Source organism: Candidatus Tisiphia endosymbiont of Piscicola geometra (genome assembly GCF_964026415.1).
GTDB lineage: Bacteria > Pseudomonadota > Alphaproteobacteria > Rickettsiales > Rickettsiaceae > Tisiphia.
This window is the reverse complement of record NZ_OZ032144.1, coordinates 436,507-454,014: the sequence shown is the minus strand read 5'-3', so window position 1 is coordinate 454,014 and position 17,508 is coordinate 436,507. Positions and strand designations below refer to the sequence as shown.

13 protein-coding genes are annotated in these 17,508 nt (G+C 33.3%); 5 read left to right on the top strand and 8 right to left on the bottom strand.

Annotated features, from left to right (window positions below):
• Positions 1-9 precede the first annotated feature (9 nt).
• Positions 10-771 (top strand): 3'(2'),5'-bisphosphate nucleotidase CysQ, encoded by a 762-nt coding sequence (gene cysQ / locus AAGD26_RS02115; protein WP_341752032.1) that lies wholly within the window; start codon positions 10-12, stop codon positions 769-771.
• Positions 772-1,022: 251 nt separating this feature from the next.
• Here the strand turns inward: cysQ and AAGD26_RS02110 are convergent, their stop codons facing one another.
• The 4 genes from AAGD26_RS02110 to AAGD26_RS02095 all read right to left on the bottom strand — a co-directional run bounded on the left by AAGD26_RS02110 (position 1,023) and on the right by AAGD26_RS02095 (position 4,667).
• Positions 1,023-1,571 carry a GNAT family N-acetyltransferase gene (locus AAGD26_RS02110; protein WP_341752031.1) on the bottom strand — a complete coding sequence of 183 codons (549 nt, stop codon included), beginning with the start codon at positions 1,569-1,571 and terminating at the stop codon, positions 1,023-1,025.
• Positions 1,564-2,271 (bottom strand): 7-cyano-7-deazaguanine synthase QueC, encoded by a 708-nt coding sequence (queC, locus tag AAGD26_RS02105; RefSeq protein ID WP_341752030.1) that lies wholly within the window; start codon positions 2,269-2,271, stop codon positions 1,564-1,566. The genes AAGD26_RS02110 and queC overlap by 8 nt, the downstream gene beginning before the upstream one ends.
• Positions 2,272-2,323: 52 nt before the next feature.
• Positions 2,324-3,250, bottom strand: coding sequence for an alpha/beta hydrolase (locus AAGD26_RS02100; RefSeq protein ID WP_341752029.1), 927 nt, complete (start codon positions 3,248-3,250; stop codon positions 2,324-2,326).
• Positions 3,251-3,788: 538 nt separating this feature from the next.
• On the bottom strand, positions 3,789-4,667 hold the full coding sequence (locus AAGD26_RS02095; RefSeq protein WP_341752028.1) for a hypothetical protein: 879 nt from the start codon (positions 4,665-4,667) through the stop codon (positions 3,789-3,791).
• A 408-nt stretch (positions 4,668-5,075) separates the two neighbouring features.
• Here AAGD26_RS02095 and AAGD26_RS02090 point away from each other — a divergent pair, with 408 nt between their 5' ends.
• Positions 5,076-6,113 (top strand): IS110 family transposase, encoded by a 1,038-nt coding sequence (locus tag AAGD26_RS02090; protein WP_341751256.1) that lies wholly within the window; start codon positions 5,076-5,078, stop codon positions 6,111-6,113.
• 354 nt (positions 6,114-6,467) lie between these two features.
• Here the strand turns inward: AAGD26_RS02090 and ssb are convergent, their stop codons facing one another.
• Positions 6,468-6,911: a single-stranded DNA-binding protein gene (gene ssb, locus AAGD26_RS02085; protein WP_341752027.1), complete on the bottom strand. Its 444-nt coding sequence runs from the start codon at positions 6,909-6,911 to the stop codon at positions 6,468-6,470.
• Between the two features lie 110 nt (positions 6,912-7,021).
• Between ssb and uvrA the strand changes: the two genes are divergently transcribed.
• Complete coding sequence (uvrA, locus tag AAGD26_RS02080) at positions 7,022-9,886, top strand: excinuclease ABC subunit UvrA (protein WP_410520625.1); 2,865 nt, start codon at positions 7,022-7,024, stop codon at positions 9,884-9,886.
• A gap of 225 nt (positions 9,887-10,111) precedes the next feature.
• Here the strand turns inward: uvrA and AAGD26_RS02075 are convergent, their stop codons facing one another.
• The 3 genes from AAGD26_RS02075 to AAGD26_RS02065 all read right to left on the bottom strand — a co-directional run bounded on the left by AAGD26_RS02075 (position 10,112) and on the right by AAGD26_RS02065 (position 14,686).
• A complete protein-coding gene (locus AAGD26_RS02075; protein WP_341752026.1) occupies positions 10,112-11,965 on the bottom strand; it encodes an AAA family ATPase in 1,854 nt (617 codons plus the stop codon).
• 152 nt (positions 11,966-12,117) lie between these two features.
• The gene (locus tag AAGD26_RS02070) at positions 12,118-12,300 is read right to left on the bottom strand and encodes a hypothetical protein (protein WP_341752025.1); all 183 of its coding nucleotides are present in this window, start codon (positions 12,298-12,300) and stop codon (positions 12,118-12,120) included.
• Positions 12,301-12,490: 190 nt separating this feature from the next.
• Complete coding sequence (locus AAGD26_RS02065; protein WP_341752024.1) at positions 12,491-14,686, bottom strand: ankyrin repeat domain-containing protein; 2,196 nt, start codon at positions 14,684-14,686, stop codon at positions 12,491-12,493.
• A 1,413-nt stretch (positions 14,687-16,099) separates the two neighbouring features.
• On the opposite strand from AAGD26_RS02065, the gene AAGD26_RS02060 reads away from it, so the two are divergent.
• Entirely contained in the window at positions 16,100-17,071 is a 972-nt protein-coding gene (locus tag AAGD26_RS02060; protein ID WP_341752023.1) for a hypothetical protein, read from the top strand.
• Positions 17,072-17,173: 102 nt separating this feature from the next.
• Positions 17,174-17,476, top strand: a complete 303-nt coding sequence (locus AAGD26_RS02055; RefSeq protein ID WP_341752022.1) for a hypothetical protein — start codon at positions 17,174-17,176, stop codon at positions 17,474-17,476.
• The last annotated feature ends 32 nt before the right edge of the window (positions 17,477-17,508 follow it).

Here is a 17,508-nt window from a genome sequence, read left to right as displayed (position 1 = left end):
AAATAACAAATGATGCTTAATTTAATTAAGTCTTTAAAAAGTTTAATTACTGAAGCTGGTGGGATTGCTTTAATTAGAAGAGATTTAGGGTTAATAGTTTCTTATAAAGATGATAATTCTCCCGTGACAAATGCTGATAAGGAAGTTAGTAGCTTTATATATAATGGTTTAAAGAACCTAGCACCTAATATTCCTGTAGTTTGTGAAGAAAGAGATATAATTGCTCTGAATGACAATCAATTTTGGTTGATTGATCCGATTGATGGCACAAAAAGTTATATAAAAGGTGAGGATACGTATACAGTAAATATTGCATTGATAAAAAATGGTATGCCTATTATTGGTTTTATCTATCAACCATCTGTGCAGAAATTATATTATACAGATGCTAATAATGCTTTAAGAATTGAACAAAATGGCGTAGAAACAAACTTCGATGCCTTACCTAAAACTCATTATAGGGCTGTTGTTAGCTCACGTTCGTCAAATTCAGATATCAAGGAATTCCTAAAGAAACATCTAATTACTGAAATAGTTACTATACCAAGTTCAATTAAATTATGTTTAGTAGCAGAAGGGAAGGCGGATATTTATCCTAAGTTTGGTCCAACTATGGAATGGGATATTGCAGCGGGACATGCGTTAATTAAAGCTAGTGGTGGAAATATTGTGGATATAGATGGAAATGAATTAGTTTATCAAAAGAAGAACTTCCAAAATCCTCATTTCTATGCTTATAGTCGATATTTCCCTATCTTTACTTCGTTTTGATATTGATTTATAATCTCAAGTATTGATGTAATAAATTAATAGTAGGCTCAAGTAATCATCGCCATTAGGGGTGATGTCACCCCTACGTAGGCAGGGGGCTAAAATAACTCAACACAAGCTATCTTGGTCATTTTTCTAGATTCCTGCTTACGCAGGAATGACATAACGCTTGCAAGGACGACACCGTAGGCTATTAAACCGATGTCTTACATCAAACTGATTTGTTTTAGGTTGAAAATCTTTACAGAAATCTAAAGCACTCTAGCGTAAATATAATAATCCCTATGTACTCCTTGAACAATTTCATATTTCTTAAGCAAACCCTCTTTGACAAAATTACATCGTTCTAAAACATTAATTGAACGTATATTGTCATTTATTACAGTAGCTTGGGTTCGAACAATACCAGCATATTCTATAAATCTTAAAATAGCTTTGATTGATTTTAGCATAATTCCTTTACCCCAAAATGCAGGATCAAGATCGTAGCTTATTTCTGCTTTGAGGTGCATTGTAGAAACAGTATTAAACCCAGCCGTACCTATAAGTTTATTATTATCTTTAAGGGAAATACCCCAGTAAAACCCTCTTTGGTGATGAAATAAGCTAGACCAATATTTTAGTTCATCAGCAGCTTGTGGAATAGTTGATGGAATGTTGTTATCTGTCAAGAAAGGACTCATCTCTAATTTATTCATATAACCAAAATAGTCTTCTGAATCATCACTAGTTAATTCTCTCAGTACTATGTTGTCTAGGTCTAACATAGGAAATTGATGATATATAAAACTGTTAAGCATGTGTAGAAGCGAATTTACTTTTATAATTAATCGGGTCAATTGTATTATTTTCTTCAAAGGCCTTAAGTCTAAGTAAGCAGGCATGACATGTTCCACAAGATAACCCATTATCTAATGGATCATAGCAAGAAATTGTTTTAGAGTAATCTACTCCTAATTCTAGACCAGTTTTGATAATTTGCCCTTTTGTCATATTTATTAAGGGAGCATGAATGGTAATTCGTGTACCCAATACTCCTACCGCAGTTGCAAGATTAGCAAGCTTCTCAAAAGCGTCTAGGTACTCTGGACGGCAATCTGGGTAATTAGCATAATCAGTTGCGTGTACCCCCATAAAAATATCAAAGGCTCCTATTATTTCACTAAATCCCAAAGCATAACTTAAAAATATAGTATTACGTGCCGGGACATAAGTGATTGGTATATTATCCCCTAAATCACTATGATCTTTATATTTTGGTACTTCTATGGCATCATCAGTAAGAGCTGATCCGCCAAAGCTACGTAAATCAATATTTACAATTTTATGTTGTTTAATATTATAGTTCTTAACTAACTCTTTAACTTTCTCAAGTTCAATATTATTATGTTGAGAATAGTTAAAACTTATGGCATGAATTTCGTAATTCATTTTTTCTATCATTGCTAGTACTGTAGCTGAATCTGCACCGCCACTAACTAAAACTACTGCCTTCTGCATAAAAATCTCCTATAAGTAAGCTTAATTCTTATATCGAATTGGCTTTGTTATTTTACGTCCCAATTTTCTTGTTATACCCACAGGTAAGATTAATTTTTAACACCTCCTGCCACACCTTATCCCAGCCTTTGGTATGAGTAATATTGGGGAAAATCTTTTGCTGTACACAATTTGAAGAACTAGCTTTTACATAGCCATGCATAATTTTACTCGGCACTATTTTATCCTTGCTTCCCGAAATATGCAATTGCGGAATATTATTGATTTTTATGGCATAATCTATGGGATTTAATGATTTTTTTAATGCATATATTCCATGATGTTTACTAAAATTCTCAATATCAAGATTACCCGCTACAGTTATTATATCATTAATATGCTTATTTCTTGCTGCCACCAAGATAGCAACTCCACCACCACCAGAAAAACCAACCAAACTAGCTGGATTACCATTATTTATACTATTTATTACTATATTTGTTGATTCTATCACCTCTTCAGCCATTCTTTTGTCTGTCCAATAGGCTTGATTACAGTTGGGATTAAGCTCCACTGGTGTATATTGGCATGGACGAGCTATATAAACTATATTAGGTCTAGTATCAAGGGTAGCAAGCTTAAATAACATAACCTTAGAAGGAGTTGGATTGTCTGCAATGGCATAGTGTCCTATACTAATACTCCCATCACCTTCAATATAAAATACGTAAGGACTATCTTTATCCGAAACACGTTGGTAAGTTGTAATAACAAAATCCCCTGCCTTAACAAGTTTCTTCTCAAACTTGTTTATTGAAGCTACCTTTTCTGCTTCCTTAACCCTTGTCTCTATAGACGAAGCACAAGAAGAAAGCAGAAGAGGGATAAAAAGTAGAGCAATTCTAGGCTTAGTGACTATGTTAACAAGATTAGCCACAGACAAACTTAGTCCATAAAAAGCATTTGTGCAGATTGATGTAACATCAAAAAATGTTAACATTTTCTTTATATCCTTTACTCAGGGTAATTTAAAGGTCACAATTATAGCACTTAACATATATGTTCATATATCATTTTAAACGTTCTACAACTTGCCTCAAATAAAGAATCTCTTTTATCTAATACTACAGTTGTAGATTTCAAAAACTAGAAACCATTATGACTAAAACTATGATACAGTTGCATATTTATACCTGAATTTTAGTAACAATTGTAAAGAAAACCCTCAAATTTTCTATAATTTATTCAATCTACAACTGTAGTGCTAGTTTATAAGAACGAACAACCGTCATCGCGAGCCACGAAGTGGCGTGGCGATCCAAATAAACAGCGTACTGTTGCAACTTTTGGATTGCTTCGTCGACCTACGGTCTTCCTCGCAATGACATCTCCTTGCCTAAAACAGCTTCCTCTTCTAACTTTCGGCAGCTGCACATCGATGTCATTCTTAGCAATGGCGGGAATGAATCGAGTGCATATTAAGCACTTTTTCCTTTCTCTACCAGTCTTGCAGCCCTACTTTTAAATTACCCTGCTTACTATCCCTCTAAAACGTCTCCTACTACCCCAACATGATCAACAGGAGGAAGAATTTCCCATACTGCTTCAACAAGACGAAGGGGAGCCTCATTAATGTGATTTACACCTTTTGTCCAGTATGGACCAAGTTTAATTACACAATTAGTCAATGGTCCGGCTATTTCCAATAGTTGTTCACTAGTATAAGCAGAAGAGAATAAATCAACCTTAGTAAGGGTGTTACTATGTGCTTCAACTACTCCTTTAAATACATTAAAACTTATGTTATTGCCATAAGGAATAGTAATCTCCTTGATTTTCTTAAAGCATTTAATTTTATCTGCTCCTGTATCAGATATACCATTGCATGACGCATTTAAAGATAAAAGATTAGGAAGATGTTTAGCTATTGCACCTACTCCTATATCAGTTATGGAATTGTTTTCCACATTAAGAGTTGCAATATTACAGAGCTTTTCAGCTATTTTTGCTATTTTTTCATCATCAATGTCACAGCCACCTAGATTGAGCTCAGTAAGCTTAGAAAGCTTAGATATTTCCTCCGCCATTTCAGGGCTTAAGGTATTGTTTTCAAAATTAAGAGCAGTAATATCACTATTACCTATTGCATCCATTAGTGACCGAAAATCATTTATGCCCATCTTACCAATACCCCACAGAGTTGCCTTAAATTCCGTAATATCTGGGGTAGTTTGTATAAATTTAACTAACTGTTTTATATCAAATATGTCTTCAAAACGGTTGAGCTTCACTTCTTCACTTTTGCTCTGCTCTTCTTTATTTTTGCTCTGCCCTTCCCTAATGGAGAATATGTTACCCTCTTGATTTAAATCTAGCACTCCATCTTTTAAATATGGAGAAAAATTTGTTAATGGCATAATCTATTACCTATATTAAAATTGTTGCTAACAATAAGAACGATACCGTTCATTAGATCATATTATATACTTTTTCTCTTCATAAAGCAATATTGTATTTATAGTAATCACAGGACGATTTAAAAGTTGCAACTAATGATAGAAAAATTTATTTTAGAAAATACATAAACGTCATTGCGAGGAGCAGCAAAGCTGTGACGTGGCAATCCAAAAGTTGCAGCAGAAAATAAAACTAGCCTGCTGTTTATTTGGATCGCCACGCCACTTCGTGGCTCGCGATGATGGTATGGACGCCAATGATAAGAAAGAAAAAAAACTTATCAACGGTTTCAAATGATATTAAAATATCAAAGAACCAAAACCTAAAATAGGTTTGTATTTTTTTAATAATTTTATGAGGTCCATACCATGAATGATTATAAAGTAATAGGAATTGATTTGGCAAAAAGAAAATTACATTTTGCTGCAATAAATTTAGAAAATAAAGTTGTATTAAAAAAAGCAATGGATAGAAAAAGCTTTTTTGAAAATTTATCAATAATGTTTCCAAAGTCAGAAACTTTTGTATTTGAAGCTTGTGGTGGAGCTCATTATATGGCTCAGAGGCTTGAATCAATGGGGCATAAAGCAATATTACTTAAACCTAAAGATGTAAAGGCATATGCAAAAATTCGTCAAAAGAATGATATTAATGATTCAATTGCAATTTGCAAAGCATCCTGTGATCCGGATTTAATGCATGTCAAAGCTAAAACAGTGGTAGAGCAAGAAATATCTTACCTGCATAAAGCAAGGCAGAATATAATACAACAAAGGATTCAGCGCAGTAATGCTCTGATTACCTCATTATTTGAGCTTGGCTATTTGGTAACATGTGGAAAATCTACATTTGCCAAAACTTGTCAAAATTTTGTAAATCTTGCACTAGAAGAGGGATTTATTAACAAAACTATTGCTGTTCAAATGTTGCTTGATTGTAAGGAGATTAGCCAATTGATAGTACGGGAACAAATGTTAGATAAAGAAATAGCAGAAAGAAATAGGTGTTCTGAGAAAGCAAAAATTTTAGAAACTATTCCAGGAATTGGCACAATTAATGCAAGTATTTTAAGCATTAAACCGGTTGAAGCATATGATTCTGCTAAGGATTTTGCCGCATCTTTGGGGCTTGTACCGAAACAAAATACCACTGGTGGTAAGATTATTTTAGGTAGAATAACCAAACAAGGTGATAGATATGCAAGAACAATGCTAATACAAGGAGCAAGGTCTTTATTAATGAGAAGTTATAAAAAGAATCCGCCTCAAGGGAAGTTATCAGAATTTATCGAAAGGTTAAAAGAAAAAGGGAAATCGTTTAATGTAATGGCAGTAGCCATAGCAAATAAATTAGCTAGAATAACTTATGGTTGTTTGATAAGTAATAGCAACTATCAGGTACTATAATAGTTATTTGGTGCAAATTTACGTTATAAAGTTGCTAGGTGGTTAGTGGCGTGCTATAAAAATTGATAAGTAATATGAATAAAACAAAGTAAAAAATAAAAACGATAAGTTGAGGAGATAATAAATAAGCATTTTGGATAAAATCCGTTGTAACGTCATGGTACTTTGATACCGCCGCGATGAGTGTATCTCTCCAGGATCTTAGCAGAATGCAGAAACCATTATGGCACTTTGATGCCGAATATATGACTGCTTCATTTTTTCTACTATTTTTTGTTTTTTTACTTGTGTTTTTATTGGCGTCCATATATGACAACCATTCGTTTCTGTAATTTAGCACTGACGAAGAAGCACTTAGAAAGGTATTTCATCATCTAGATCACTATGGTCAAAATTAGTAACCATATTTTTGGGTGCAACAGAATCTGGTGCTTGAGTACCACCCCCTTTAGAATCCAACAATATAAATTGTGAGTTAAAATTCTGTAGCACTATTTCCGTTGTATATTTTTCTTGCCCAAGGTTATCCACCCATTTTCTAGTTTGTAAATTACCTTCCAAGTAAACTTTAGTTCCTTTTTTGGCATAATTTTTTACAACAGATACCAACCCCTCATTAAATATTACTACTCTATGCCATTCGGTTTTTTCTTTCTTTTCTCCAGTAGCACGATCTTTCCACGTCTCAGAAGTAGCAACACTAAAGCTTGCTATCTCTTTACCATCAGCCGTGTGCCTAATTTCTGGATCACGTCCTAAATTACCTATTAATATTGCTTTATTTAAACTACCAGCCACAAATCATTACCTAACTTATTTAAAACTTTATTATTGCAATAGTAATTCAAAACAACTTATAATGCTACAAGTTTTTTGACAGTTCCTTAAAAATTTATAACAAAATCATTATGCAAGAATATATTAAAGTTCGTGGTGCTAAGGAGCATAATTTAAAGAATGTAAATGTTGATATTCCTAGAAATAAGTTTGTTGTCATTACAGGTCTTAGTGGTTCTGGTAAATCTTCACTAGCTTTTGATACTATTTATGCTGAAGGACAACGCAGATATGTTGAAAGTCTATCTTCCTATGCTAGGCAGTTCTTGCATCTTCAGGATAAGCCTGATGTTGAGTCAGTCTCTGGGTTGTCGCCGGCTATAGCTATTGATCAAAAAACTACATCTAAAAATCCACGCTCTACAGTTGGTACTATAACTGAGATTTATGATTATTTGAGATTACTATATGCACGGGTAGGAGTGCCATATTCTCCAGCAACGGGTTTACCAATAAAGAATCAGACTATATCGGAGATGATAGATGCTATTCGTGACCTTCCTAAGGGAAGTAAATTATACATTTTAGCACCCATTATAAGAGGGCAGAAAGGTGAATTCAGACGTGAAATGCTTGATCTTAAAAAACAGGGTTTTGGGCGATTATTTATTAACAATGAAATTTATGAGATTGATAATCTGCCAAAATTTGATAAGAATAAAAAACATAATATTGAAGTAATTGTTGATAGGATTTCTCTAGAAGATGATTTAGGTAACAGGCTTGCAGATAGTTTAGAAATAGCTCTTAAACTAGCAGATGGTATAGTATATATTGAAATTGTTGACTTGCCAAATGGATTAGAAACCAACCTTACTAAAGGTTCAAAAATCATTTTCTCAGAAAAATATTCTTGTCCAGTTTCTGGTTTTCAAATTACTGAAATAGAACCAAGAATTTTTTCCTTTAATAGCCCATTTGGTGCTTGTCCTAAATGTGAGGGTATCGGCACAGAATTGTGTCTTGATAAAGAATTAATTGTTCCAGATAAAAGAATTAGTATTAAAGATGGAGCTATAGCACCTTGGGGAAAAATATCCTCAAAGTTTTTTTTAGAAACATTAAAAGCTTTAGCGAGTCATTACGAATTTTCATTAGACACTCCTTTTGTAGAACTACCAAATATTATACAGCAAGTATTATTCCATGGATCAGGTGACGATGTTATAAAATTTCAATATCATGATGGTTCTAAATCTCAGGTGGTACAGCAACCTTTTGCTGGAATAATACCTAGCTTACAAGAAAAGGAGCGTAAGGCTGATTCTTCCTTAGTAAAAGAAGAATTATTAAAATACAAAGCAGAGTACAAATGCACATCTTGTGAAGGTTATAGACTAAAAATGGAATCTCTTTGTATTAAAATCGCTGATATGCATATTGGACAAGTATCTACCATGAGTATTTTACAATTACAAAAATGGTTTAATCAATTAGACAAACAGCTCAATAAAAGACAAATGACTATTGCTGAACGTATATTAAAGGAAATCAAGGAAAGATTACAATTTCTTATGAATGTTGGTCTTGATTATCTTGCCTTGTCTAGAGAATCAGGAACTCTGTCTGGTGGAGAAAGTCAGCGTATTCGCTTGGCATCACAAATTGGTTCAGGTCTTAGTGGTGTGTTGTATGTACTTGATGAACCCTCAATTGGTTTGCATCAACGTGATAATGCTAGATTAATAGAGACTCTAAAGAATCTTCGAGACCTTGGTAATACAGTGCTGGTTGTTGAACATGATGAAGAAACAATGTACGAATCGGATCACATCATAGATGTCGGACCAGGTGCTGGTATTCACGGTGGACATATAATAGCACAAGGAACAATTGAGGAAATTAAACAATGTCCCAATAGTATAACGGGTAGCTATTTAAGCGGTAAACAATCTATTGAAGTACCAACAAATACTAGAGTATCACCTGCGGGTAAGGTAATAGCATTAACTGGGGCTATTTCTAATAATTTACAGGATGTTAACATTACAATTCCTCTGAGCAGTTTTACAGCAATAACAGGGGTATCAGGTAGCGGTAAATCAAGTTTAATAATTCACACTTTATATAAAGCAGCTTTAAAATTTTTAGAACCCTCTTCAAAAAACTCTCCAGGAGAATATAAGTCAATTAAAGGTCTTGAATATATTGATAAGGTTATTGATATAAACCAATCACCAATAGGTCGCACACCAAGATCAAATCCAGCAACTTATACTGGTGCGTTTACCCATATTAGAGACTGGTTTGCTGAACTACCAACTGCAAAAGCACGGGGTTATAAAGTTGGTAGGTTTTCATTCAATGTTAAAGGTGGAAGATGTGAATTATGCCAAGGTGATGGTCTGATTAAAATAGAAATGCATTTTTTACCTGATATTTATGTAAAATGTGATGTTTGTAATGGAGACAGGTATAATAGAGAGACTCTTGAAATAAAATATAAAGATAAATCTATATCTGACGTCCTTAGGATGACAGTTGAGGATGCAATGAGTTTCTTTGCTAAAGTACCCCTAATTTACGAAAAACTTGTTACTTTAAATGAGGTAGGACTTGGTTATATAAAAATTGGACAATCTGCTACTACTTTGTCTGGAGGCGAAGCACAAAGAATAAAGTTAGCTAAAGAGTTATCAAAACGCTCAACCGGTAAAACTTTATATATACTTGATGAACCAACAACAGGGTTGCACATAGATGATATTAATAAATTGCTTAAAGTGCTGCATAAGTTAGTTGATATGGGTAATACTGTTATAGTTATTGAGCATAACCTAGATGTTATTAAAACAGCGGATTACGTTATAGATGTTGGACCTGAGGGTGGAGATAAAGGTGGTAGTATAGTAGCTACTGGGACTCCGAAGGATATCGCTGCTTGTAGTGAGAGCTATACTGGACAATATTTAAAGCATTATCTAGACCAGTGTTAAGGTAGCTACGATGAGCCGCCACTTTCATTAGCTAAGATTATTAGCGATAATAGATTAAAATGCATTCGTGCCAGTCGCTTCAAGAATGCATTTTTTTGATATTCTAGTCAGTTTTAACGCATTCGTAAAATGCACTAAAATCGAAGAATGGTGGGCAGTAGTGGACAATTTCAGAACCACGATAGACGTAAAATTACTGATTATTCAAACGCTTACAGTCTATTACTAAAGCTCTGTAACCTGATATTGTAAATCCATACTCTTACCGAAAAAAGCCATCGAAAGTTTAATGATTTTTTTGACGTGAGAATGTTCTTTAACCTTTACATCATATTGCTTATCTATAATTTGCTTTAATCCCATTTGGGCTACCAAGGCTAAATCTTCTGCATTTTTAGCTATCTTATACTCAATAATAATTGCCTTATCTCCTTTACCAGCTTTGGGGATCATGATAATATCAGCTCGTCCACTGCCTGACTCTTGTTCACTGGTTATGATGTAGGCAGAAGATAACATGTTAACAAGTCCTAGCATAAAACCACTATAAAATAACTCAGCTTTTTTATTTCCTGTTTGGTGAAAACTAGTAGCATTTAATAACAATTCCTGAAGCCGTTCTTTAAATGCTTCTATTTTACCTACTGGTAACAAGCTAACAAACGAATAATATCTAGAACTATCAATTTTTAACTGATCAGTTACCCATTGTAGCATCCGTACCTTATATATGTGCCTTACTTCCCGATTTGGTGCTGACAATTCATAAATATTTTCTTCTATATCTTGTCTATGTACTGGGTTTAAATATCCACTAAATAATAACAAACTAAATAGTCCTATTGGCTTATTGATGTCAGCAAAACTAATTTGTTTAGTAATAGGCGAAATAATACTTTTCCCGGCAGCTAGGCTCTGTAAATCTTCCTGCATTTCATCTGATAATAATACTTTATCTATCAAACCTGTCCCACCACTATCTAGCCAGTAATGATCAAGCTTACCTTTGCGTGCTAAACATTGCATTATTGACCACGGATTGTAAATGACCTCTCCACCAAATGTATAACCATTATACCAATTTTTAATTTCTTCAGGATTCGTTTCAATTGGAACGACGGTTAGTAACTCATCAACTTCTGCTTGGGTGAAGCCATAAAACTTAGAAAACTCATCATCTAGTAAGCTATATTCACTAACATTATTCAAACCAGAAAATAATTCAGCTTTGGCAATTCGTAAAATCCCGGTAATAACTCCCCGTTCAACTGGCAATTCTTGATCGCCACTTTCCCTTTTAAAGGTAGATTTCATGATTCCACGAAAAATGTCTAGTACATTTTGAAATTCTGTTTCATTAGTACCAAAACGCCTGTAAGCACTATTAATTGGCGTATCATATTCATCAATCAATACCCAAGGCTTTTTCTTGTAATGTTTGTACAGCAAGTGGCTTAAAATAGCCAAACTATTTTTGATATTGTCTAGAGTTACTTCCTCAAATAAATAGTGGTTGAAATCTGCTCGTTCATCTGATGCAAGCTTATCACTATTAGCTAAATACCTATGTGACTGAAATAATTTCCGTAACTGGCTTTTTACTCCTTGTTCGATATCGTGATAGCTTGAGCCTTCTACGCTTTTAAAAGTGATAAATATTACTGGAAATTGACCTTGACGCTTTATTATATTTTTATGAATGGATATTTTTAAAGGCTGTAGCTCTTTGGTTTCATCAAACCCCAAATCTACTTCTCCACCAGCAAATAATTTGATATTGTTCTGATACTCTAATGCTAACGGATTTCCCTGTTCATCTATTTCGATTTCTAAGAACCTCCTAATCATATCCATGTTCAAGCTCTTACCCCAACGCCTTGGTCTAGTGATTAGAACTACTTCACCATTGTCTTCTAGCAATTCTTTAATCATCAAGCTTTTATCAACAAACACATCACTATTTAACAATAATGTTTTAAAATCATCAGTACCTACCCTCATTCTAGGTGGATTACTATTATCCTTAACAGGATCAGTATCTTTAAATTGTATATTAGTATCAGAAAGTTTAACTATCATACTAGTTGATTATATTTGAAAATTACCATAAAGCCTTATATCTAACAAATTGTAGCACAAATAAGCTAGCATCACTAGTAATTTAAGCAAATACAGAATTACATCTCGTGACAACATCGCCTAATTTATCCATAATAAACGTCATATTGTACTCATTTTAAAAAAAATATTGGATAAGGATTAATATCTTTTTCTAAAGTAGGCTGCTTAATCCATCCCATTTTTACAGGCACGTCAAATAAACGACCCGGTGAAAAACTTCTGCCAAAATGCCGCAAGCCCGATACTATAACTTTATCAGACAAAACATCAGTAGAGCGTTCCGATAAAAACACTACTCCAAATAACTTTTAAATATTGGTATGAGAATCATTATATATTTTTATTAAATTATAAAACAAGACCATCGTAACATAATTATAACTTGCACTAAGTGTTTTATAAAAAAATAATTGTAGTAAAAATTAGCGTCCATGAACTACAATGGTTATCTTGTTCAAAAGTATTAGGCAGAAAGCAACTTAATTAAATGGTAAAATCGGTTAAACCTATAATAGTTGCTTCAAACTCGCTAAGTGGTGGCAAGTTCTCCGGGTGTTCAAGCCAGGCTAAAGCTTCAGGGAAATTATCTTTTGCTAAATCAATGGCACTTTTACCTTCTTTATTCTTGATAGTAGCAGAAGCTGAATGCTCTAGTAGATATTTTACCGCTGTTAGCCTTTTATCTGCTTCAGCTGTGTTTTCTGCATTAACTAAAAAATGCAAAGGAGTATTACCATCATTGTTAACTTCATTTATTGAGGCTCCATAATCAAGTAACAACTTCATCGCACTTACATCAGCTAAGTTGCTCGCCCGATGTATAGGTTGATCTCCAAAGATTGTTTTTGCATGAACATTAGCATTATGTTCTAGTAAAAATTTTGTAATCGCAAGTTTATAAGCTTGATGCCAATAACCCAAGGAATAATATAATGGTGATGCTCCATCTAGATTTGTCTTATTAATATCTGCCTTACATTCTTCTACTAAAACCTTTATTACTGGTAGATGGTTGTTGACTATTGCTGTTTGTAAAGCAGTAGTCCCATCACTCTGTCTTGTAATATTAACATCAGCACCAAGTTCTGCCAACCACTTGACTGTTTCAATATGTCCCTGTTGTGATGCTAACCACAAAGCAGTATATTGCCCAGCATCAGCTGTTTTTAAGTTTATGTCAGGATTTTTTAGGAAAAGTAATTGCATTATGTCTAAGAAGCCTTGATAACTAAGCCCGTGCCATAGATACCAACCCTCTTCACTCGGGATATTAACATCAGCTCCTCTAGCTAATAATTCTTTTACCACCGCTATCTGCTTTTTCTGCATCGCTACATACATAGGTGATGTACCATCCGTCGCTCGAATAATATTTAAGTCAGCTCCTAGATCTGCTAGCATTTTAACTATCTCTAACTTACCATCTTGAGATGCCAGCCATAAAGCAGTAATCTGATGTTCATCAGTAGTTCTAGCATTTATATCGCCATACTTAACTAATAAGTTAATTAGTTCTAATGAATTGTTATTAACAGCCAAATGTAATGGATGGCTACCATTTTTGGTTGAAATATTAGCATCGGCTCCTTTATTTAATAGAAATTCTACTGCAACCTTATTATTCTCATAAACGGCACTATATAAGGGTGTTCCACCACCACTATTTCTGCTATTAATATCAACACCCTTGTTTAAAATTAATTGTAAAATACTAGTATCTTCTAGAAGGGTAGCATAATGTAAAGCTGTCTGATCATTGAAATCTTTTATGCTAAAATCCAACCGAAATTGACTGACAAAGCAAGAAGCCAAATAGTTAAATTTATGAGTACAAGCCATAAAAAATGGTGTAAGTCCCTTATCGTTCTGTGCATTAATATCAGCTCCTCTGTCGGTTAGGAATTTGGTTATTCTTAAGGTTTTTTCTTGAGGAATAGGATAATCATTAGGATTTTGACCAACACCTGTTAATGTCACACCGCCACTCATAATATCAATATTTGTCATATTAGGTCCTACTAAAGAGCCAAGTATTAACTTTTCGTCATCACAAACTATTAATTTTGGATCCTCAGTTTTGGTAGAATCTCTGAAATCATTATTTAATTCACTAGAAAACATTATTTCCTTTGTATGGGATACAACAAGATGAAGAGCTGTACCACCTTCAAAGAGAGCGGCTTTATGATTAATATCAACGGTTTTCTCAGCAATTTGTTTTATATATTTTATATGAGGAATCTGAGCACAATATATCAAAGCATTCGCACCTTGCTTATCTATTAAATTAACATCCGCTCCTCGTTGTAATTGTAAAAGTTTATCAACCCCATAATAAAACCCATTAATAATCGCATGAATCAAAACGGTTTTGCCATCGCTATCTTGATAATCTAAATCTGTAATTTTGGCAAGTGCTAGATCAAAAGCGGCTGTGTGTTTAGATTTACTTGCTTCTTTAAGTACATCAGTATGAGCTAATTCTTCTGCAGAAATAGTTTTAGTTATTACTATCAAGGGGTTTAAAGCAATATTCTTTAATTCTCGATATGAATTGAATAAATACTTAAAAGTCTCATAAATACTTACTTGCTTTTGTAGTTGACTATTTAAAGTAGCCTGTTGTGTTAGAGCCTGACTTAATTGATTAGATAAATTCTCTAGGTTACTCTTACTCATAAATTATCACCTATATTCAACATTGTGCTAAATACATTTTATCACTATAATCACCCTAATCACCCTAATCACCCTAATAGTATCAGTAGGGTTCATTTAATTATTATGAATCCATACATAATCATTGCATCATCGTGTAATTCTAAAGATGCTTTATAGCCCACTATCTCAAAAGTTGTTAAAATGATTTTTGAGATAGTGAATAAATTATAAATTCAAAGAATCTTTAAACTATCCGTCATGATGTGAACTATCCCCTATCAAACTCTGAATGGCAGTTGGATCTGTTATATTTTCCGTATAGAGATGAGATGGAACTGAAACTGATTTGTTACCAATTGATACTGTACCGCCACCACCCCCAAAAAGATCTCCATCAACAACACAATTACCATCATGTTTATAATATACTTTAGCTATAGTTTGGTATTAGAACGTTGTTTGATAACCACACATTTTTCATATTCACTTCCTTATTTTCATAAAATTACTCCCATATTTTATTGTGTTAATCTAGCTGATCTATTTCTTCAGAGTTAGGTTGTTTGTTTCAACATCCATTACTACTGTGGTATTAATTATCTTTACACACTTCTAGCTTTAATAATAATAATTTGTATACTATTTATCATAATATTTATTTTATAGGTTGTAAATCTATCACAGTAAAAGTTTTTCTAGATACCTGTAGCCAATTAGATAAAATTTTGTAAAAAAATGTCATAAGTGCTAATATTAGCAAGCAGCAAAAAACTAATTTTGATATGTTTCAATCACTTAATAGCAAATATTTGTTAATCTCTTTGAGATGTATAAGGTTGGCAAGCTCTATGGGATTGAACTGTGTTATCTTATCTATAACAAGGTACTTTCAAGCTACTAGGAAAGCTTTACCTTTATCTCTAAAATAATATACTTTTTATAATACAAGGCATATCTTATATGTAAAGTATTTTTGATAAGAAAAGTAGAAAATGTTATTAATGATACTCTTACTATTCTGTTACATTTATTGTAGATAGCATAACAATAGGCTATAATGGTGCAAGAAAGTATAGACAGGCCGTTTCATTTTCTTCCAAAAAGTTACTATCTCTAGTATAGAAAATATATCGTATGCTAATGATAATGTTTCTATTTTTAAGAATTTCCCCTTGTAGATAACCCGATCCCTTCTAGAATCTAAGATTCTAATTAATAGGTCATTATTTTTTATCAAAAGTACTTTACATATAAAAATATTATATTATTTTATATAATATTAGATCGCTGCTTTTGTGTATACTCGATGAATTTTAAGAGTTAGCTAGAAGTGCAAGTGGCAGGCGGAATCCTAGGCGTACATATAAGTAATTTCTGATCTAGACTGAAAGGTACAAGAATATTTAATCTTCTATTAAATAGGAGGCTATTTTGACAAAACAACATATACAAGAGCTTTGTAACCAAAGAGCAGAAGCGGTTAATCATAGAAACAATATTAATAAGGAATCGTATTATTATTATGACACAATAGCAACAAAACATTATCACCATTGGTTGAGGGTATGGGAAAGTAATTATTGGACTTACGATAAGATAAGAAGATTTAGGCAAGGGGACTATGATCGGGATATAACAGCGGCAAATGAGAGAATTAACAACCTAGAAACACGAATTAATAGTTTAAGACAACAAGAAGCTGCTGAGGAACAGGTAAGGCAACAAGCATTGGCAGTTGAACAGGCAAGGCAACGAGCAATAGCTGAAGAGAAAGCAAGATTAGAATCTATTGAAAGGGCAAGATTAGATGCTATTGAGCAGGAGAAACAGCAAAAAATAGCTGCTGAAAAAGCAATATTGGCTGCTGAAGCTGCTGAAAGAGCAAGATTAGATGCAGTAAAACATGGCAATGATGTAATAAGTGCTAATATTAGCAAGCAGCAAAAAGCTAATTTTGATATGTTTCAATCACTTAATAGCAAACAACGGGCATTTTTCTTATCTGAACTATTTAGTAAGTCTGATAATGAATCAATGACGATGATTAGTATAATAAAATCTCTAGGTGTTGATGCTGATGCATTAGCATATTACGCCATCAAGAAAACACATAATGAGTTATTTGAATTAGCTCTACATTATGGGGCTAATTGTTGTAATTATCAGATTGAAGGTAAAACATTATTACAACAATTAGTACATAGTGGTAACGAAAGCTTTATTAAAAAGGTTCTAGCAACAGGACAGGATTTAACTTGTACGGTAGTGGATGCGATAAATCAAAATGATGTTGTTACTATTAGTAAATTATCATCTTATGATAGTAACCTTCTATCACAAAAATTTGTTGGGTACACATTGCTACAAATTGCCATATCTGCTCAAAAAACAGAAATAGTGTAGAAGATTTTACAACTAGGTAGTAACAGTGTAGAAATTTTAACTAATAACGCTGAATCAGCTCTAAAAATTGCTGTTAGATCAGGTAATGCAGAGATTTTAGAAATGGTAACTCGGCATAGCAATTTACAGACAGAAATAGCACAGCTTGGTCCAAAAGTTGAGCAGGCTCTAAAAGATAAGATATTAGAATACCAAGATATTGAAACTGTAATTAAACTGTTGAGAGGTGAAGAAATATCATTGCAGCAATATCTGCTTACCAAACAGAACCATAGCAGAACTACTGAGGAAGGAGTTGTTACAGTTGGAGAAGAAGCAAAGCTAGAAACAATGAAGCAGGCAAAACAACAAAAACAAGATTGTAATGATGAACAGCTAGTAAACAGTACAGCTTGCAAGAAGTAATACATATTGAATCCTTAGAATCCCAATTTGAT